Origin of the sequence: Modestobacter sp. VKM Ac-2977 (assembly GCF_026968045.1) — a bacterium.
In the GTDB taxonomy this organism is placed as follows: Bacteria; Actinomycetota; Actinomycetes; order Mycobacteriales; family Geodermatophilaceae; genus Modestobacter.
Window position 1 is genome coordinate 612,305 of the sequence record NZ_JAPVBQ010000001.1, and the last position, 18,777, is coordinate 631,081.

Annotated in this window: 19 protein-coding genes; 14 read left to right on the forward strand and 5 right to left on the reverse strand. The window is 75.4% G+C overall.

Features of this window, described 5'->3' with window-relative positions; translation table 11 throughout:
• The first annotated feature begins 37 nt into the window (after nt 1–37).
• The 14 genes from O2V63_RS02940 to O2V63_RS03005 all read left to right on the forward strand — a co-directional run bounded on the left by O2V63_RS02940 (nt 38) and on the right by O2V63_RS03005 (nt 12,249).
• Nucleotides 38–751 (forward strand): ABC transporter ATP-binding protein, encoded by a 714-nt coding sequence (locus tag O2V63_RS02940; protein ID WP_269166072.1) that lies wholly within the window; start codon nt 38–40, stop codon nt 749–751.
• The gene (locus O2V63_RS02945) at nt 748–2,085 is read left to right on the forward strand and encodes a hypothetical protein (RefSeq protein WP_269166073.1); all 1,338 of its coding nucleotides are present in this window, start codon (nt 748–750) and stop codon (nt 2,083–2,085) included. The genes O2V63_RS02940 and O2V63_RS02945 overlap by 4 nt, the downstream gene beginning before the upstream one ends.
• A 95-nt stretch (nt 2,086–2,180) precedes the next feature.
• Entirely contained in the window at nt 2,181–3,089 is a 909-nt protein-coding gene (locus tag O2V63_RS02950) for a DMT family transporter (protein WP_269166074.1), read from the forward strand.
• Entirely contained in the window at nt 3,086–3,664 is a 579-nt protein-coding gene (locus tag O2V63_RS02955) for a DNA-3-methyladenine glycosylase I (protein WP_269166075.1), read from the forward strand. Before O2V63_RS02950 ends, O2V63_RS02955 begins: the two co-directional genes overlap by 4 nt.
• Nucleotides 3,665–3,780: 116 nt before the next feature.
• A complete protein-coding gene (locus O2V63_RS02960; protein ID WP_064972432.1) occupies nt 3,781–3,948 on the forward strand; it encodes a DUF3117 domain-containing protein in 168 nt (55 codons plus the stop codon).
• An 89-nt stretch (nt 3,949–4,037) separates the two neighbouring features.
• Entirely contained in the window at nt 4,038–5,570 is a 1,533-nt protein-coding gene (locus O2V63_RS02965; protein WP_269166076.1) for a leucyl aminopeptidase family protein, read from the forward strand.
• 86 nt (nt 5,571–5,656) lie between these two features.
• Nucleotides 5,657–5,824, forward strand: coding sequence for an antitoxin (locus tag O2V63_RS02970; protein WP_269166938.1), 168 nt, complete (start codon nt 5,657–5,659; stop codon nt 5,822–5,824).
• Between the two features lie 72 nt (nt 5,825–5,896).
• Complete coding sequence (locus tag O2V63_RS02975) at nt 5,897–7,345, forward strand: hypothetical protein (RefSeq protein ID WP_269166077.1); 1,449 nt, start codon at nt 5,897–5,899, stop codon at nt 7,343–7,345.
• Nucleotides 7,346–7,394: 49 nt separating this feature from the next.
• Nucleotides 7,395–8,096, forward strand: a complete 702-nt coding sequence (locus O2V63_RS02980; protein WP_269166078.1) for a hypothetical protein — start codon at nt 7,395–7,397, stop codon at nt 8,094–8,096.
• Nucleotides 8,097–8,171: 75 nt separating this feature from the next.
• Nucleotides 8,172–8,750 carry a SigE family RNA polymerase sigma factor gene (locus O2V63_RS02985; RefSeq protein ID WP_269166079.1) on the forward strand — a complete coding sequence of 193 codons (579 nt, stop codon included), beginning with the start codon at nt 8,172–8,174 and terminating at the stop codon, nt 8,748–8,750.
• A complete protein-coding gene (locus O2V63_RS02990; RefSeq protein ID WP_269166080.1) occupies nt 8,735–9,445 on the forward strand; it encodes a hypothetical protein in 711 nt (236 codons plus the stop codon). The genes O2V63_RS02985 and O2V63_RS02990 overlap by 16 nt, the downstream gene beginning before the upstream one ends.
• Before the next feature lie 145 nt (nt 9,446–9,590).
• Nucleotides 9,591–10,517, forward strand: coding sequence for an ABC transporter ATP-binding protein (locus tag O2V63_RS02995; RefSeq protein ID WP_269166081.1), 927 nt, complete (start codon nt 9,591–9,593; stop codon nt 10,515–10,517).
• Nucleotides 10,514–11,395 (forward strand): ABC transporter permease, encoded by an 882-nt coding sequence (locus tag O2V63_RS03000; RefSeq protein WP_269166082.1) that lies wholly within the window; start codon nt 10,514–10,516, stop codon nt 11,393–11,395. Before O2V63_RS02995 ends, O2V63_RS03000 begins: the two co-directional genes overlap by 4 nt.
• A gap of 107 nt (nt 11,396–11,502) precedes the next feature.
• Nucleotides 11,503–12,249 carry a CPBP family intramembrane glutamic endopeptidase gene (locus O2V63_RS03005; RefSeq protein ID WP_269166083.1) on the forward strand — a complete coding sequence of 249 codons (747 nt, stop codon included), beginning with the start codon at nt 11,503–11,505 and terminating at the stop codon, nt 12,247–12,249.
• A 49-nt stretch (nt 12,250–12,298) separates the two neighbouring features.
• Here the strand turns inward: O2V63_RS03005 and O2V63_RS03010 are convergent, their stop codons facing one another.
• The 5 genes from O2V63_RS03010 to O2V63_RS03030 form a co-directional block, all read right to left on the reverse strand.
• A complete protein-coding gene (locus O2V63_RS03010) occupies nt 12,299–13,792 on the reverse strand; it encodes a phytoene desaturase family protein (protein WP_269166084.1) in 1,494 nt (497 codons plus the stop codon).
• Between the two features lie 37 nt (nt 13,793–13,829).
• Complete coding sequence (locus tag O2V63_RS03015; RefSeq protein WP_269166085.1) at nt 13,830–14,711, reverse strand: polysaccharide deacetylase family protein; 882 nt, start codon at nt 14,709–14,711, stop codon at nt 13,830–13,832.
• Between the two features lie 280 nt (nt 14,712–14,991).
• Nucleotides 14,992–16,488 (reverse strand): HNH endonuclease signature motif containing protein, encoded by a 1,497-nt coding sequence (locus tag O2V63_RS03020; protein ID WP_269166086.1) that lies wholly within the window; start codon nt 16,486–16,488, stop codon nt 14,992–14,994.
• 81 nt (nt 16,489–16,569) lie between these two features.
• Entirely contained in the window at nt 16,570–18,117 is a 1,548-nt protein-coding gene (locus O2V63_RS03025; RefSeq protein WP_269166087.1) for a DUF2252 domain-containing protein, read from the reverse strand.
• Nucleotides 18,118–18,180: 63 nt separating this feature from the next.
• Entirely contained in the window at nt 18,181–18,675 is a 495-nt protein-coding gene (locus O2V63_RS03030) for a GNAT family N-acetyltransferase (protein ID WP_269166088.1), read from the reverse strand.
• Nucleotides 18,676–18,777: the final 102 nt, after the last annotated feature.

The window sequence follows — 18,777 nt, forward strand, 5'->3', positions numbered from 1 at the left end:
GACGCGGTGCGCCGGGTCGGCGGCCGACGATCAGCCCATGACCGCGACCCTCTCCGCCCGGGACCTCCGGATGACCTACGGCGACGGCCCGGCCGCCGCCCACGCCCTGGCCGGGGTGGACCTCGACCTCGGCGCCGAGTCGCTGGCCGTGATGGGGCCCTCCGGCTCCGGCAAGACCACCCTGCTGCACTGCCTGGCCGGGATCGTCCGGCCGACCTCCGGGTCGGTCACCTGGCAGGGGCAGGACCTCGCGCGGCTGTCCGACGCGCGGCGCACGGTGCTGCGCCGGTCGGACTTCGGCTTCGTCTTCCAGTCCGGCCAGTTGCTGCCCGAGCTGCCCGCGGTGGAGAACGTGGCGCTGCCGTTGATGCTCGCCGGGGTCGACCGCCGGACGGCGACCGAGCGGGCGGCCCGCTGGCTGGACCACCTGGGCCTGGCCGGGCTGGAGCAGCGCCGGCCCGGTGAGCTCTCCGGCGGGCAGGGCCAGCGGGTGGCGATCGCCCGCGCCCTGGTCACCTCGCCGGGCGTCGTCTTCGCCGACGAGCCGACCGGTGCCCTCGACGCCGCCACCGGGCAGGAGGTGATGAGCCTGCTGGTCCGCTCCACCTCGGCGGCCGGGGCCGCGCTCGTCGTGGTCACCCACGACGAGGGGGTCGCCGCCTGGTGCGGACGGGTGGTCACCATGGGCGACGGCCTGCTGGTCGACGACCGCCGGACGCCGGCCGCGGCGCCGGGCGGTGGCCTCCGATGAGGGCCGCGCTGCGCCTGTGGTGGGCGCTGGCCCGCAGGCAGGGGCCCGACCGGCTGACCACCGGCCTGGCCGTGCTCGCCTTCACCGCGGTGACCTGGGCGCTGCTGACCACCCTGGGCGGGCTGCGCGCCTTCGTCGACCGCGCCGCCGTCGAGCGGACCGAGCCGGAGCCCTCGGGCATGGCCGAGGTGTACGTCGTCCTGGCCGTCGTCGCGGCTGCCCTCATCCTGGTGCCGCTGATCACGCTCGGCGGCGCGGCGGCCCGGCTTGCCATCGCCCGGCGCAACGCCCGGATGGCGGCGCTGCGGCTGGCCGGGGCGACCACCGGGCAGGTCGCGGGGATGGCGGTCGCGGACGCGCTGGCCCAGGCGGTCGCCGGCGCGCTGGCCGGTGCGGTGCTCTACGGGGCGACCCTGCCGCTGGTGGCGCTGCTGCACTTCCAGGGCCGGGCCTTCGCGGTGGGGGAGCTGTGGGTCGGCTCCTGGGGAGCGTTCGCCCTGCCGGCGGTGCCGCTGGTGGCCTTGGTCTCGGCGCTGGCGGCGCTGCGCCGGGTGGCGGTCACACCACTGGGGGTGGCCGCGCGCACCGGGGTGAAGCCGCTGTCCTGGACCCGGCTGCTCCCGCTGTTCGTGCTGGTCGGGGTGTTCCTGCTCGCCGCGAACGGGCTGCTCCGGCTGGACGCGATCGTGGTGCTGGCGATCCTCGTCGCGAGCCTGGCCGGCGCGATGTGGGTGTTCAACCTGGTCGGCCCGTGGCTGATCTCGGTGCTGGGCCGGGTGGTCGCCCGGCGGGCGCGCAGCGTGCCGACCCTGCTGGCCGGCCGGCGGATCGTCGACGACCCGAAGGCGGCCTGGCGCAGCGTGGGCGGGGTGGCGCTGGTCGCCTTCGTCGCCGGCGTGCTCAGCGTCAGCCCGGGTCTGGCGGCGACCGGTGCGGAGGAGGACCACCTCGGGGTGGACATCGCGACCGGGACGGCGATCACGCTGGTGATCGCGTCGCTGCTGGCCGCGGTCTCGACGGGGGTCACCCAGGCGGGCCGGGTGCTCGACCACGCCGGGGAGTACCGCGCCCTGCACCTGGCCGGCACCGAGGTGGCCACCCTGCACGCGGCCCGGATGCGGGAGACCTGGATCCCGCTGGCGGTCTGCGTGGGCGGCGCGAGCGTCACGGCGCTGGCGCTGATCACCCCGTTCATCGACGTGCTGGCCGACGAGCCGGTCGGGGTGGTGCTCTTCGTCGGCTCCGTGGTGGCCGGCTGCGCGCTGGTGCTCGGCGGCACGGCGGCCAGCCGGCGGATGGTCGACCGGGCCGCCGGGGCGGCGGTCCCGGCCTGACCGATCGCCGCCTGCGGCCGTGGGTCCGCCGCCGTCGGGACCGTCGTACCGGGGAGCCATGATGACCCGGTGACGGCGGCGGCTGGGGGACGAGGATGAGTCGGCGGGGCTGGGCGCTGTTCGTGGCGATGTCGCTCATCTGGGGCCTGCCGTACCTGCTGATCAAGGTGGCGGTGGAGGACTTCTCCCCGGTCGTGGTGGTCTTCCTGCGCTGCGCGATCGGCGCGGCGCTGCTCGTGCCGTGGACCCTCGCCCGGGGGCACCTGGGCACCGCGCTGCGCCGGCACTGGCGGGCCCTGCTGCTGTTCACCGTGCTGGAGATGACCGGCCCCTGGCTGCTGTTGCCGTACGCCGAGCAGTCGCTGTCCAGTTCGCTGACCGGGCTGCTCGTCGCGGCGGTGCCGTTCGTGGCCGCGGTGGCGGCCCTGGTCGCCGGGGACGAGGACCGGCTCTCCCCGCTGCGGGTGGTCGGGATGCTGATCGGGGTGGTGGGCATCGTCGCCCTGCTGGGCCTGGACGTCGGCGGGGCCCAGCTCAGCGCGATCGGGGCGGTCGCGCTGGTGGTGGTCGGCTACGCCGTCGCCCCGATCGTGATCAGCCACAAGCTGCCCGACGTGCCGGGCGTGACGGCGGCGTCATTCGCGCTGCTGTTCACCGCGCTGGTCTACGCGCCGTTCGCGGTGCCCCGGCTCGGCGACGCCGTCGAGGCACCGACGCAGGCCTGGCTGGCCCTCCTCGCGCTGGGCACGGTCTGCACCGCCCTGGCGCTGGCGCTGTTCTTCGCGCTGATCCGGGAGGCCGGCCCGCAGCGGGCGCTGGTGATCACCTTCGTCAACCCGGCGGTCGCCGTGCTGCTCGGCGTCCTGGTGCTCGACGAGCCGTTCACCCTGGGCCTGGCGCTCGGGCTGCCGCTGGTGCTCCTCGGCTGCGTGCTGGCCACCCGGCGCAGCCCCGTCCGCGCCGCGCGGTCGGAGTTCGACGACCTCGACACGGCCGTCCCGTGACCGCGCGGACGCCGGCCCCGGTGGAGCGCTGCGGATGGGCGACGAGTGCGCCCGAGTACGTCCGCTACCACGACGAGGAGTGGGGGGTGCCGCTGCACGGCGACGACGCGTTGTTCGAGCGGGTCACCCTGGAGGCCTTCCAGTCGGGCCTGTCCTGGATCACCATCCTGCGCAAGCGCCCCGCCTTCCGGGCCGCGTTCGCCGGCTTCTCGATCCCGGCGGTGGCCGCCTTCAGCGACGACGACGTCGAGCGGCTGATGGCCGATGCGGCGATCGTCCGCAACCGCGCCAAGGTGACGGCGGCGGTGCGCAACGCCCGGGCTGCGCTCGACCTGCCGGAGGGGTTGTCGGCCCTGCTGTGGTCGTTCGCACCGCCCCCGGGACGTCCACGGCCGGAGACCCTCGCCGACGTCCCGGCGACCAGCCCGGAGTCGGTTGCACTGGCCAAGGAGCTGAAGCGGCGGGGGTTCTCCTTCGTCGGACCGACCACCTCCTACGCCCTGATGCAGGCCACCGGGATGGTCGACGACCACGTCGCGACCTGCTTCCGGGCGGGGGCGATGCACCCGGACTGAGGGGTCCGGGTTGGTCGATGGCCGGGGATACGGGATCATGGACCGCACAGCTCTGCACGAACAGTCGCCACACCACGGTCCAGCCGGGCTGTGGGTGGCCGGTGAAGGAGGCACGCATGGCGGCCATGAAGCCGCGTACGGGTGAAGGTCCCCTCGAGGTCACCAAGGAGGGCCGCGGCCTGGTCATGCGCGTCCCGCTGGAGGGTGGCGGCCGGCTGGTCGTCGAGCTGTCCCCCGACGAGGCGAGCGCCCTCTCCGAGGCCCTGAAGGGCGCGATCAGCTGAACACCGACGCGAGTCTGCCCCCGGGCAGCCCCGCGACAGACGACGCGGCCCCGGCCGTCGGCAGCACGCCGGCGACCGGGGCCGCGCCGTTGCCGCGGGTCGAGGTCGTCCCGGCGCTGCCGGTGCTGGGTCCCGACGACGTCCTGGCCGTGCCGGTGCGTGCCCGCGGCTCCCTGCCCGACTGGCTCACCGCGGCGGCCCAGCCGCCGGTCGACCCGGAGTTCCTCGCCGCGGCCCTGGCCGACACCGGCAACGGCGGCAAGCCCGGCGGGATCACCAACGTGCCGATGGAGAGCCGGCGCCCGCGCAGCGTGCTGGCGGTCGGGGTGGGCGACGCGACCCTGCCGCACCTGCGCTCCTACGTGGCGGTCGCCGTCCGGCGGGCCCAGACGCTCGCCGAGTCCGGCGCCCGCCGGCTCGTGCTGCCGCTGGACACCGGCGTCGCCCCGGCCGGGGCCGACGAGGTCCGCACCGCGGTCGAGACGGCGCTGCTGGCCGGCTACCGCTTCCGGGACACCTCCACCCCGCACCCGCCCCGGCTGGCCGAGGTGCTCGTGGTGGCCGCCGGTGCCGACGACCCGGCGGTGGCCGCCGGTGAGCTCGCCGGCCGGGTCGCGGCGGAGTCGGTGGTGTGGGCCCGCGACCTGGTCAACACCCCCAGCAGCACCAAGGACCCGGCCTGGCTCGCCGACCAGGCGCTCGGGCGGCTGGGCGCGGTCGCCGGCGTGACGGTCACCGTGCTGGGGCCCGACGAGCTGCGGGCCGGCGGCTTCGGTGGTGTGCTCGCCGTCGGCGGGGGATCGGCCTCCCCACCGCGGATGGTGGTCGCCACCTACCGGCCGGACGGGACCGGCCCGGCGCACCCGGTGCTGGTCGGCAAGGGCATCACCTTCGACACCGGGGGCATCTCGATCAAGAAGACCCCGGGCATGCGCGAGATGAAGACCGACATGGCCGGCGCCGCCGCGGTCCTCGCCGCCGTCGACGCCGCGGCCCGGCTGCAGCTCCCGGGCGCCGTCACCGCCGTCGTCGCGCTCTGCGAGAACGCCGTCTCCGGTACCGCCTACCGGCCGGCCGACGTCGTGCGGCACGTGGGCGGGCGCACCACCGAGGTGCGCAACACCGACGCCGAGGGCCGGCTGGTGCTCGCCGACGCGCTGGCGCACGCCCGGCTGGCGCTGGGGGCGACCGTGCTGGTCGACGTCGCCACCCTCACCGGGGCGATGCGGACGGCGCTGGGGGCCCGGACGGCCGGGCTGTACGCGACCACCGACGGGCTGGCCGACGCGCTGCTCACGGCGGGCGGGCACGCGGGCGAGGCGTTCTGGCGGATGCCGCTGAGCGAGGAGCACGTCGGGCACCTGCGCGCGCAGCTCGACTCCGCGGTGGCCGACGCGAACAACGCCCCGGGCGACCCCGGGTCGACCACGGCGGCGCTGTTCCTGCAGCCCTTCGCCGGGGGCCTGCCGTGGGCGCACCTGGACATCGCCGGCCCGGCGCGCGCCGGCCGGGACGACGCCGAGGTGGTCAAGGGCGGCACGGGCTTCGCCGTGCGCACGCTGCTGCGCTGGCTGGAGGCCGGTGCACCGGCCGACCTGCCGGAACCGGTCGTGCGCGACTGAGCGGTTGCCGCCACCGGTCGGCGGGCATGTCCGGGGCCGAGCCGCGCCACCGGCGCGACCGGATCCCTGGGGGAACAGCCGTGAGCATGATGGACAAGGCCAAGGGCGCGCTGGACAGCGACAAGGGCGAGAAGGCCAGCGACTCGGCGCTGGACAAGGGCGAGCAGTTCGCCGACAAGAAGACCGGTGGCACGCACGACGCGCAGATCGACAAGGGGCGCGACGCCGCCGACGGCAAGATCGGCAACCAGTAACCGACGGTGCCGGCGGCTGGGGCCTGAGCGCCCCAGCCGTCAGCGGCGGGCCGGGTCGGGCAGGATCGGGCCGTGACCGAGGAGCAGCGCGGAGTCGTCTTCCCAGCCGGGCCCGACGGGCGGCGCAGCACCGCCACGCTCGGTCGGGCGGTCGTCGCCGACGCACTGCGGCCGGTCGACCCGACCGGGGCGCGGGCAGCTGAGCAGGAGACCAACTGGCGGGCCGGCTACCTGCCCCACCTGCGCCGCACGGTGGAGGCGGGGCTGAGCTCCCGCGACGCGGCGCTGCAGATCGCCGGGGCTGGCCTGGACTCGCTGCACGCCCGGATGCGGGTCGCCGGGCCGGACGGCGAGACCGACCTCGGCGCGCTGCAGACCGCGCCGGCCGCTCGCCGGCTGCGCACCGTCGAGGTGACCGGGGACGCCGAACCCGAGCGCGAGCTGTCGCTGCCCTACCGCGGCACCCGGCTGCGCGGCGACGACCTGCACCGCCGGCTGGTCGCCTGGGTCGACGCCGGGGTGATCGAGCCCAGCTGCGCCGACGCGGTGCGCACCGTGGCCGACCACCCCGAGTGGCTGGCGCTCCCCGACCGCACGGTCGCGGTGCTGGGTGCCGGCGCGGAGATGGGGCCGCTGACCGCCCTGCTGCGGTGGGGAGCCCGGGTCGCCGCCGTCGACCTGCCCCGGCCGCCGCTGTGGCAGCGGGTCCACGAGACCGCCCGGCGCGGCGCGGGCACGCTGCTGCTGCCGGTCGCCGACGACGACGCGGCCGGCGCCGACCTGATCACCGAGGTGCCCGAGGTCGCCGACTGGCTCGCGGCCCTGCCCGGCTCCCCGGTGCTCGGCAACTACGTCTACGCCGACGGCGCGACCAACGTCCGGGTCTCCACCGCCGTCGACGCGCTCACCCGGCGGCTGACCGAGGCCCGCCCCGAGCTGGCGCTGGCGTTCCTCGCCACCCCGACCGACGTCTTCGCGGTGCCCGGGGAGGCGGTTGAGCACTCCGTCGCCGCCTACGCCTCCCGGCCGCGGACGGCGAAGCTGGTGGGCCGGCCGCTGCGCACGCTGTCGGCCGGGCGGCTGCTGCGCCGGGCGTACGTGCCGGGCACCGACCCGGGCATCGCCGACAGCCTGGTGCCGCAGCAGGGGCCGAACTACGCGCTGGCCAAGCGCTTGCAGCGCTGGCGTGCCTCGGTGGCCCGGGCGGCGGGCAGCACGGTGTCGATGAACGTCGCCCCGCCCACCCGGACCCGCTCGGTGGTCAAGAACCGCGCACTGGCCGCTGCCTACGCCGGGGCGCACCGGTTCGGCGTGGAGGTGTTCGAGCCGGCGACGTCGAACGTGCTGATGGCGGCGCTGCTCGTGCACGACCTGCACACCGGTGGCGGGCCCGCGCAGCAGCACCCGTGGCAGGACGAGGCACACGCCGCCGCGCACGGCGGGCTGTGGCGCACCCCGTACGCACCGCGCAGCGCGCTGGGTCTGGCGGCGGTGCTCGGCCTGGGCGCCGCGCGCGGTTGATCCGGCCGATGTCGTCCCGCTGACGGCCGGTCACCTCTACGGTCACCTCATGCCGTCGGCCGCCGCATCGACCGCACCGGCCCATCCCCGTCCGCGGGCGCGCCTGCGGGACCCGTGGACGGCGCTCCGGGTGGCGCTGGTCGTGCTGGGGCTGGGCATGGTGCTGGCCTCCGTCCTCGTCGGTCAGCGCCCGGGGTCCCTGGACGACCTGCGGGCGGCGGTCGATGCCGGTCGGGTGGAGGAGGTCCGGGTCAGCGAGGGGCTGGAGCCGGGCGCCACCGGCTACGCCGTGCAGACCGCGGTCTGGCAGTCCGGCCTGATCACCCGCCGCACCGAGGTCTGGGAGGCCAGTCCGGGGGGCGACGTCCCGCAGGACCGCCGGCCGGTGCTGTACCGCGATCTGGCCGCCGAGTTGCAGGCTGCTGACCCCGACCTGCGCGTCGTCCCCCTGGCGGAGGCGTCCTCCTGGTCGGAGGTGCTCGGCTGGCGGCTGCCGAACTGGGCCGGCACGGTGCTGTTGGCGCACGGCCTGGCAGTGGTGTTCCTGCTCGTCGGCGGCCCACCGCCGGCCCGGGCCACGCGCTGGGGCTGGTTCTGGCTGAGCTGGCCGCCGATCGGGAGCCTGGCCTTCCTCCTGCTGTCCGGTCCGTTCCCCGGCATCCCGGCGCCACGCCCGGGAGCCCGTCGGCTGACCGGTGGCTGGGCGTTCCTGTTCACCTGGTTGGTCGTCGGCGCACTCGCCGGCGGCTGATCCGGCCGCCCTCGGGGGCATGCAACCTCCCGGCCCCGGATCCCGTCTCCAGGGCATGAAAAGATCGGACACCACGTGAGGCCGGGGCGCGACGAGGAGTTCTCCACGTTCGTCGTCGCGAGGCGGGGCGACCTGCTGCGCTCGGCGACGCTGCTGGCAGCCGGGGACCGGCACCTCGCCGAGGACCTGGTGCAGGTCGCCCTCACCCGGCTCTACGTCGCCTGGGGCCGGCTACGGGTGCCCGAGGCGCGGTACGCCTACGCCCGCCGGGCGCTGGTGACCACGCTCATCGACGAGACCCGCCGGCCCTGGCGGCGTCGGGAGCACTCCCGCGCCGAGCTCCCCGACACCGCCGTCGAGACCGCCGACGACCGGGACGACGAGGTGCTGGCCCGGCTGCGGCCGGCGCTGGCGCAGTTGCCGCCGCGGATGCGGGCGGCGGTGGTCTTCCGGCACCTGCACGAGCTGAGCGTCGCCGAGACCGCCGACGTCCTGAACTGCTCGCAGGGCACCGTGAAGAGCCAGACCGCCCGCGGCCTGGACCACCTCCGCCGGGCGCTCGGCGTCCCGCTGGAGGAGCCGTCGTCGGCCCCGCCGCCTGCCCGCACTCCCGTCGACCACCGCACCACCGTGACCGCTTGGAGTCCCTCGTGAACGTCCACACCCTCCTGTCCGACGCCGCCGCCGAGGTCGACACCACCGTCGCCGACGAGACCGTGCAGGCCGACCTGCTCCGTGGCCGCCGTGCGCTCAGCCGCCGCCGGGCACAGCGCACGGGCGTGGCCGGCCTCGTCGTCGCCGGCGCAGGCGTCGGCGCGCTGGTCCTCGGTGGGGCGACCCCCACCCCGGTCAGCCCGGAGGCAGGGGGCAGCAGCGGCACCGTCCTGGCGCCCGGGGCGATCGAGCTCGTCGACTTCACCGGCGACCAGCTGGCGGGGTACTCCGTCGACGAGGTGCCCGAGAGCTGGACGTTGCTGCACTCCGATGAGCACGCGCTCACCATCGGGCCGCAGGCCATGGTCGACACCGCCCCGGACTCCTACCTGGGCAAGCTGACCGTGATGCTGCTGTCCTCCGACGCGACCCTGCCCACCGAGGGCACCACGGTCCCGGTCGGCGCCGGTGAGGGCGTCTACGTCGAGTCGGCGGACCAGGTGGACGTCGACCGGCAGGCGGCCGGGGGCGCGGGCGTCACCCCCTTCACCGGCTCTCTGTTCTACGTCGACCAGGCGTCGGGTCTGCCGGTCGTCGTCCAGGTGCCGACCGAGCTGGACTGGACGGCGGTGGAGGCCGCCGAGTTCGCGGCGGGCGTGCACGTCACCGCCGCCGCGGAGCAGAGCGTCGGCTGACCCACCCCTCAGGGCCGACCCTGAGCGCGTTCGTCCGGGTGCGGTCAGGGTCGGTCCAGGGTGCTCCCCGATGTGCCGGGGGTGGCCCCGCCGACAGGCTCGTCGGCATGGACACCACCTCTCCCGCCCATCCCGGGGGCTCGCTGTGATCGTCGCCCGGGGACTCACCAAGACCTACGGCCCCAGGACCGCCGTCGACCACCTGAGCTTCACCGTCGAGCCCGGCCGCGTGACCGGCTTCCTCGGCCCGAACGGGGCCGGCAAGTCCACCACGATGCGGATGATCCTGGGGCTGGACCGCCCCACGTCGGGCAGCGTGACCGTGAACGGCCGGTCCTACGCCGCGTCGCCGGCGCCGCTGCGCGAGGTCGGTGCGCTGCTGGAGGCCCGGGCCCTGCACCCCGGCCGCAGCGCCCGCGACCACCTGCGCTGGCTGGCCGCCAGCAACGGCATCCCGCGCACCCGGATCGACGAGGTGCTCGACCTGGTCGGGCTGGAGGCGGTCGCCGAGCAGCGGGTGGGTCGCTTCTCCCTCGGCATGGGCCAGCGGCTCGGCATCGCGGTGGCGCTGCTCGGCGACCCGCCGGTCGTCGTCCTGGACGAACCGGTCAACGGGCTGGACCCGGAGGGCATCCGCTGGGTGCGCAACCTCGCCCGGGAGCTGGCCGGGCAGGGCCGCACCGTGCTGGTCTCCAGCCACCTCATGTCGGAGATGGCGCTCACCGCCGACCACCTGATCGTGGTCGGCCGCGGACGGATGCTGGCCGACTGCTCGATGGCCGACTTCATCACCGAGCACGCGTCCTCCTACGTCCGGGTCCGCAGTCCGCGGGTGTCCGACGCCGAGGCGCTGCTGCGCGGCCAGGGCCTGGACGTCGATCGGCTGGACGACCAGCTGCGGGTGCGCGGCCGGAACGCCGCCGAGATCGGTGAGCTGCTCGGCGGCGCCGGGCTGTACGTCCACGAGCTCGCCCTCGTCCAGTCCTCGCTGGAGGACGCCTTCATGACCCTCACCGCCGACAGCGTCGAGTACGCCACCCACCCGGCCGAGACCGCAGGAGCCGTGCGATGAGTGCCACCCCGACCGTGAGCACCGCCCCGGCCCGACCCGGGACCGGCTCCTCGTCCGCCGCCGACGTGGTGCGGCTCGACCCGAACCGGCACGTGCCCGGCGTCCGGCAGCCCGGCTTCGCGCAGGTGCTGCACGCGGAGTGGGTCAAGTTCTGGACCGTCCGCTCCACCCGCTGGTCGCTGGGCCTGCTGTTCCTGCTCGGCGCCGGCCTGACCACGCTCGTCTGCTGGGCGGCGGCCAGCGACCTGGCCGCCGGCGACACCGGGGAGGCGCCCGCCGCCTTCCTCACCTGGGGGCTGCTGTTCTCCCAGCTCACCGCGCTGGCGCTGGGCACGCTGGTGGTCACCAGCGAGTACGGCACCGGGATGATCCGGGCCACCGTCACCGCGGTGCCCCGGCGCGGACGGGTGGTGGCGGCCAAGGCCGTGGTGCTCACCGTCGTGCTCTTCGTGGCCGGCGTGGTCACCGCAGTGGCCGGCTACCTCGGAGGCAACTGGTTCCTCGACCGGGAGGGCGTGGGCCTGGCGCTGTCGGACGACGGGGTGCTCCGTGCCCTGCTGGGGAACGGGCTCTACCTCGCCGGCCTGGGGGTCTTCGCGCTGGCCACCGGGCTGCTGATCCGGCACACCGCGGCGGCGCTGACCGTCGGCATGGCGCTGGTGCTGGTGGTCGGCAACGTCGCCTACGCACTGCCGGGCACGTGGGGGGAGTGGGTGGCCAAGCTGCTGCCGGGCAACGCCGGCGGGGCGGTCGCCCAGGTCGCCCCCTTCAACGGCGGGGCGGTGCTGGCCCCGTGGACCGGCTTCGGGGTCTTCGCCGCCGAGGTGGCCGCGCTGCTGCTCGTGGCGGTCCTGGTCTTCCGCCGCCGCGACGCCTGACGGGCTCGGTCCCCCTCGATTCCCCCCCTCACCCCGCCCGGTGAGGGGGGAGTCGCTGCGTCGACGGGGATGGACGGCGGGGCGCCGGGCACGGGAAACTGCCGGTCGTGCGCCAGCGTGTGCTCGACCTCGCCCGAGGTCGGCCGCTGACCCTCGCCGTTGCGGTCACGGTGGTCTGGCACCTGGTGCTGTTCGCCGTCGAGGACCTGCTGCCGCCGTTGCAGCCGGGGTGGTTCCCCGACCTGGGGGCTGCGGTGGTCAACGTCGTGCTCGCCGGTCTCACCCTGGCCCTGATCGGCTGGCTCGGGTGGTGGCGCGAGACCGGGCTCGCCTGGCGGTGGCCGGACCGCTCGTGGTGGCTGCTGCTGCCGCTGCTGGGCGAGGGGCTGCTGCACCTCGTCGACGGGCTGGCCGGGTCGGCGACGGTGCTGGCCGGCGCAGTGGTCACCATGCTGGCGGTCGGACTGGCCGAGGAGTCGCTCAGCCGAGGGCTGGTGCAGCGGCTGCTGAGCCCGCTGGGCCTGGCCCGCGCAGCCGTCCTGGTGGGCGTGCTGTTCGGTCTCGGGCACCTGATGAGCGGGCTCTGGTTCGGGCGGGCACCGGACGAGATCGCCTTCCAGGTGGTGAACACCGCCGCCTTCGGGTTCTGCCTGGCGGCGCTGCGGTGGCACGTCGGCACGCTCTGGCCGCTGGTCGTGCTGCACGCGTGGGTGAACGTCGCCAGCATCCGGAGCCCGGGAGCGCTGCCCGACGTCGTCCAGGTGTCGATCATCCTGGTGCTGATCGGCTACGGCTGGTGGCTGCTGCGGCTGCTCGACCGGAGACCGCGGCAGGTCCCGGTCCGGGCCGGCTGACCGCCGATCACGCCGGGCCGATCACGCCGGGCCGATCACGCCGGGCCGATCACGCCGGGCCGACCAGCCCGGCGACGATCTCCGCGGAGAGGGTGACCAGCGGGAGCCCGCCACCGGGGTGCGCCGAGCCGCCCACCAGGAACAGGCCCGGGAGGCGGGCCGCGTTGGCCGGCCGCAGGAAGGCCGCGCGGGCCCCGTTGCTGGACGTGCCGTAGATCGAGCCGCCGGGGCTGGCGGTCTCCCGCTCCAGGTCGGCCGGGGTGCGCACCACCCGCCAGCGGACCCGGTCGCGCACGTCGAGCCCGCGGGCGGCCATCGTCGCCAGCACCTGGTCGGCGTAGCGGTCGGCCAGCCCGGGGGCGGTCCAGTCGACGCCGGTGCCCGGCTCGTGCCGCGGCGCGTTGACCAGCACGAACCACGACTCGCTGTCGGCGTCGGGTCGGGTGGCCGGGTCGTCGGGGGCGCTCACGTAGACGGTCGGGTCGGCCACCGGCCGGCGGGGCCCGCCCCGTCCGAACAGGGCGTCGAACTCGGCGTCGTACTCGGTGGGGAACAGCACCGTGTGGTGCGCCAGCCCGGGCGTGCGGCCGCGGAGCGCGAGCAGCAGCACGAACCCCGAGGACGACGGCGTCACCCGCCGCAGCGCGGCCCGGGCCCGCCGCACCGGCGCCTGCGGCGGCAGCAGGCTGCCGTAGAGGCTCGTCGCGTCGGCGTTGCAGACGACGACGTCGGCCGGCACCACCTCGCCGTCGGCCAGCCGCACCCCGGTCGCCCGGCCCGCCGTCACCAGCACCTCGCTGACCGCGGCGCCGGTGCGCACGACCGCTCCTCGCTCGACCGCGCGTGCGGCCACCGCCTCGGGCAGTCGGCGCAGTCCGCCGGGGACGTACCAGGAACCGAAGGCCTGCTCGGCGTAGGGGACGGTGAGCAGCGCGGCGGGTGCCCGCCGGGGGTCCGAGCCGGAGTAGGTCGCGTACCGGTCCAGCAGCATCCGCAGCCGCGGGTCGGTCAGGTAGGCAGCGCCCAAGCCGCGCAGCGTCCGGCCGGGTGCGACCGTGCGGAGGTCGGCGGTGTTGCGGGCGAGCCGGGCGAGCGTGGCCGCACCGGCCAGCGGGGTGCGCAGGAACGGCTGCTCGGTGGCCCGCCACATGGCCTCGGCACGGGTCAGCAGTGCCGTCCACTGCGCGCCGCTGCCGGGGCCGAGGTCGGCGTCGAGCCGGGCCGGGATGTCGTCGCGGTGCCCGGGCAGCGCCGTCGTCGTCCCGTCGGCGAACCGGTAGGCCACCGCCGGATCGAGCCGCTGCAACGGCAGCACCTCCGACAGTGGGGCGCCGGTGGCGGCGAAGAGGTCCTCGAACACCTGCGGCATGGTGACCAGGCTCGGGCCGGTGTCGAAGCCGTGGCCGTCGCGGGCGTACCAGCCGAGCTTGCCGCCGACCTGCGGCGCCCGCTCCAGCACGGTCACTGCGTGGCCGGTCGCGGCCAGCCGGGCGGCGGCGGCGAGACCCCCGAGCCCGGCGCCGACGACGACGACCCGGGCCACGCCCCTCACGGTAGCCGCCGGGGCGCGACGCCGACGGTCAGAAGTCGGACTCCAGGTGGGCCAGCAGGGTGGCGCCGTCCCAGGTGGGCGGCGGCATGATCCGGCGGATGGTGAGCAGCGGCTGCGCCGGGTCGGTGGGCTCGGAGAGCTGGAAGGCGGCCCGGTAGCCGGCGGCGGCGACGTGCGGCAGCGCCTCCTGGTCCCACATGCCGTGCGGGTAGGCGAGCAGGTCGACCGGGTGGCCGAGGATGCCGGCCAGGGTGGCCCTGGGGTCGTCGAGCTGCTCGGTCCACTGGTCGCCGGTCAGCTGGTCCACCCGCTGGTGGTCCCAGCTGTGCGCGCCGATCGTCATGCCCGCCGCGTCGAGCTCACGCAGCTGGTCGCTGCTGAGCCAGTCCGGCTTGTCCAGCACCACGGTCATCGGGAAGAAGGCCGCCGGGAAGCCGAACTCGCGGAGCACCGGCAGGGCCGCCGTGGCATGGGTGACCGACCCGTCGTCGAAGGTCAGCAGCACGGGCCGGTCGGGGAGGGCGGTGCCGTACTGCAGGTGGTCGACGAGCGCCGGGGCGGTGACCGGGGTGTGGCCGCCGTCGCGCAGCGCCTGCAGCTGGGCGGTGAGCACGGCCGGGGGCGTGATGATCGTGCGGGCGTAGGCGCTGTCGTCGGCCCGGAACTCGCGGATCTGGTGGAAGCAGAGCACCGGCACCGTCGACCGGGCGAGGATCTCCGCCGGCGTCCCCGGGGTGGGCGCTGGTTCCTCGGTCGGCGTGGGGGCCGCACTGGTCGACGCGGCTGCAGACCCTGCTGCCGACGTCGAGGCTGCCGACGTCGTGGGCGCAGCGGCCGGGGAACTGCCGGATCGGCTGCAGCCGGCGAGGAGGAGTGCGCCGCCGGCGGCCAGGAAGTCTCGTCTGCGCACGGCACCACCGTCGCCCACCGGGGGGTGCCGTGGCAAACCCCCGGCGTGGCGCCGCCCGGACGACCGATCGCAGGGCGCCTTGGTGGTGCGCCGACGAACGGACGTGTCGAGGCGGGGGCCAGTCGGGGCGGGCGCCTGGCCCGCCGAGCGCTTGTCGACACGAGCGCTTGTCGACACGAGCGCTTGTCGACACCAGCGCTTGTCGACACGAGCGCATGCCGACGGGAGGGCTCATCGACAGGAGGACGGGCGGGCAGGGGTGATGTCTGCCGACGTGGGGTCAGAAGGGCGGTGGGTCGTCGGCCGGTGGTGGTGCTCCCGGTGGTGGTCCGGCCTGTCGGGTCGGGGTGTCCGGTGGTCGGGAGTCGGGTGGTCGCTGGCCGGGTGGGCGGGTGGTGCGGGTGACGCCGGAGGGGGTGGTGACGTGCAGGGTGCCGTTCCGGTCGAGGCGGTACTGCCAGCCGGGGGCGAAGGTCTTGAGTCGGTGGTGGGAGCGGCACAGGCAGCAGAGGTTGGTGCAGTCGGTGGGGCCGCCGCAGGCGTGGGCGGTGACGTGGTCGAGGTCGGTCCAGCCGACGCGTTGGCCGCAGTTGGGGAAGCGGCAGCGCCGGTCGCGGGTGGTGATGAAGGCGCGTTGGCGTTCGGTGGGGGTGTAGGCGGTGGTGGCCGGTGGCGGGCCGAGCACCGGGCACTCGCAGTTCGGGGCGTCCGGGTGGTGTGGGCAGCCGCGGCGGGCGAGGCGGGCCAGTTCGGCCGGGGTCACGGTGGCCAGCAGTTCCCCGTCGGGGCCGGTGAGGGCGTAGGTCAACGTGCCGCCGTCGGGGGTGCTGAGGCCGAGGGCGCCGACCCGGGTGAGCAGTTCACGCAGGTGGGCGGCGGTGATCGGCAGCCCGTTCACCTCACCCGGGGCACTGCTCGCCCCGGCCAGGGCGTGCAGGTCGGCGGTGATCGTCACGTTCGCGGCCACGTGCGGGAGGCTGGAATCGGCCGGGCGGCGGATCAACGTGGACAGCACGTGCGCCCGCAGGGCGCCGATCGGGCGCTGGTCGCCGTCGGCCTTGAGCATCTTCGCGAGTTGGTCGACCAGGTCGTGGCACTCCACGGCCTCATCAGTGGGCAGGTCCGCGGCCAGGGTCGACCGCCCGTCGGTGGGGGAGGGGTACACGCGCACGTCGGCGTCCTTGGCGGCGGCTTCCCGGCGTTCCTCGGCTGCGGCGGCGTCGAGGCGGAGCAGTTCCTCGGTGGCCCGCTTCTCCAGCCGCGCCACCGACAGCTCGGTCGCCTCACCCAGCAGCGCGGCCTCGACCTGCCCGGCGATCTGCGCCGGGGTGTGCTCCAGGACATCAGCCAGCACCTGGGCTCGTCGCTCGTCCAGCTGCCCGGCGGCCAGGGCGGTGAAGGTGCGCGGCAGCTTCTCCGACCAGGTCAGTGCCCGCCGCAGCCGCACCGCCGCCGTCCCACGGCCCAGGTTGAGCACCGCGGACAGCTCGGCGAGGAAGAACTCACTGATCTCCGCGCCGCCGGTCTCGCTGGCCCAGCCGGGCCGGCGGGCACCGGGACCGTCCGGGTCCAGCGCCGCGGGCCGCTGACCGGCCAGGGCCAGGATCAGCTGGGCCTCCTCGGCGGCGTCCATCGCCCGCTGGCGCTGCACCGACCGCAACCGGGCAGCCAGCCGCTCATCAGGAGAGGTCGCCCCCTGGTCGCGGTGCCAGTCGCCGGTGAAGCAGACGTCGACCGCCACACCCCAGAACCCCGGTGGCATCGCCGTCGTCGTCATGCACTCGAACATACGTACGGGGTCTGACGGTTTCCGCGTCGGTCGGCGGGACGGGGTGCGCCGTCCCGCCGACCGCCGAGGTCAGCGGTAGACGACGTCCACGCTGCGGAAGGCGCCCAGCTCGTGGTCGGCGACGAAGTACTCGTGGTCCCGGCGGATCCGCTCGGCGGCCTCCTCGGCGAAGCGGAGGATGTCGTCGACGAACAGGTCCCGCCCGCCGATCGCCTCCAGGATCGCCGGCTCGACGTCGTAGTCGACGTTGCCGGTCTCGTCCGACATCGCGTGCGTGTGCGCAAGGACCCGCCCACAGATCTCGGCGTACTCCTTCCACTCGGTGGTGGACAGCGAGCCGAGGCTGATGTCGTCGCGGAACGGCGCCCGCTCGCGCACCATGAAGCTCTTGCCGTCGATGTCGACGCTGCCGTAGAAGACGTCGCCGCTGACCAGGTGCACCCGCTGGGCGTGCCGGATCCGGTCACCCTGACCGTCGACCTCGTACCCCGACGGCGGCACCAGCCCGGACAGGGCGGAGCGGCGGGCGCGCTTGAACTCCAGGAGCAGGTCGTCGGTGCCGTCGTCGCGCACCCCGGCGATGAGCACGTAGTACCGGGTCAGGCCCAGCGAAGCGGTGCCGGCGCCGCGCCGCTCGGCGACGTCCTTCACCCGCATCCGGCCGGCGCGCTCGGGCACCTCCACCTCGTTCTCGGCGACGTAGCGGTCGACGAGCTGCTGGAACTCCTCCCGGCGGCTGCTGACCGGCACCAGCTCCTCGTCGGTACGGAAGCCGCTCCGGGTCTCGTCCAGCAGCTCGGCCAGCCAGTCGGCACGGCTGGTCTCCAGCGTGCTGCCGATCAGCTCCGCGATCAGCGGCGGCGCGTTGTCCATCCGGAGCTGCTCGGTCTGCTCCTGGCCGTCGGCGGCGTAGGAGGCGATGCCGGCCACGTAGCCGCGCACGAAGCGGCGCGCGATGGCCCGCTGCTTCTTCGGGCTGAGATCGGACTTCTCGGCCGCGCCGAGCATGAAGCCGACGGCACCACGCTTGAGGTCCCAGGTGAAGGGCGCGTAGTAGGCGTCGTCGAAGTCGTTGACACCGAAGATCGGCACGTTGTCCGAACTGGGCATCACGCCGAAGTTGCCGGGGTGGACGTCGCCGAGCGCGAGCACCGTGGGCAGCCGGGCGTCCTCACCGACCAGGTCGCGGTAGAAGAGCAGGTTCGTGCCGCGGAAGAAGTGGAAGACCGAGCCGGCGAGCTTGTCGAACTTCGCCCGCGCCTCCAGGTCGCCGGTGGCGATGCGGGTCTCGTGGTCCTCGCGCACGGTCTCCCGCACGTGCACCCGGCGGTCGTTGCCACTGAGCATCCGGGGGATGAGCACCATCTCGCCGCGGGCCCGAGCCTTGGCCAGGAGCCGGAAGGGCTCGACCCGGGAGTGCACCGGCCGCGAGCCGTCGCCGCGGACGCCGCCGGACGAGGTGCCGTCGGACGCGGCGCCCTCGGACGGGCCGCCGTCGCCGGACGTCAGCGCGTCGACCAGTTGTTCCTTGGTCATCGACGAGCGTCCGGGTACGTCCTGCTCGCGCGCGCGGCGCAGCAGTTCGGTGCGGGTGGCGGACTCGAGGTCTGTGTCCATGCCCCTCCGCCTACCCCGACCCGCCCGGGTGCTGAAACCCCGACGTCAGCGACGCGACCGAGGTCAGCGGACGAGACGGATCTCCGCCAGGCCTTCCCAGGAGTCGACCACCTGCCGTGCACCGTCGGGCCGGAAGCCGTTGCGCGCGTAGAACCGCCGAGCCCGGGGGTTCTCCTCGGCCACCCACAAGGAGGCCGGTCGACTCCCCAGGACGGCACCCAGCAGCGCCTGGCCCAGCCCGCTGCCGTGCTGAGCCACACGCAGGTAGAGCGTGGTCAGTTCTTCGGCCCGGACCGGGGGTTCGTCGCGGCTGGGTGCGGCCTGGGCGAACCCGGCGACCTCGCCGTCCACCACTGCGACGACCACCGGCGACTGGTCGGGGTCGGCGAGCAGCCGTGCCCAGTTGGCAGCGAACCGGTCGGGGTCGCGGGCGGCGAAGAAGGCGGTCGAGAGCAGCTCGCCGTAGGTCTCGCGCCAGCAGGTGAGGTGGCAGGAGCCGATGCCGGCGGCATCGGCAGGGATGGCCGGCCGGACGACGCCCGGGGTGGTCGCGCTCATGCGCCGATCCTGCCCGCGGCCGGCCACCCCGTTCTCGCCGGCGTCCGCCACATCGCCCACACGGTCGGCCCGCCGGCGGCGAGGGTCACCGCCTGCCGCACG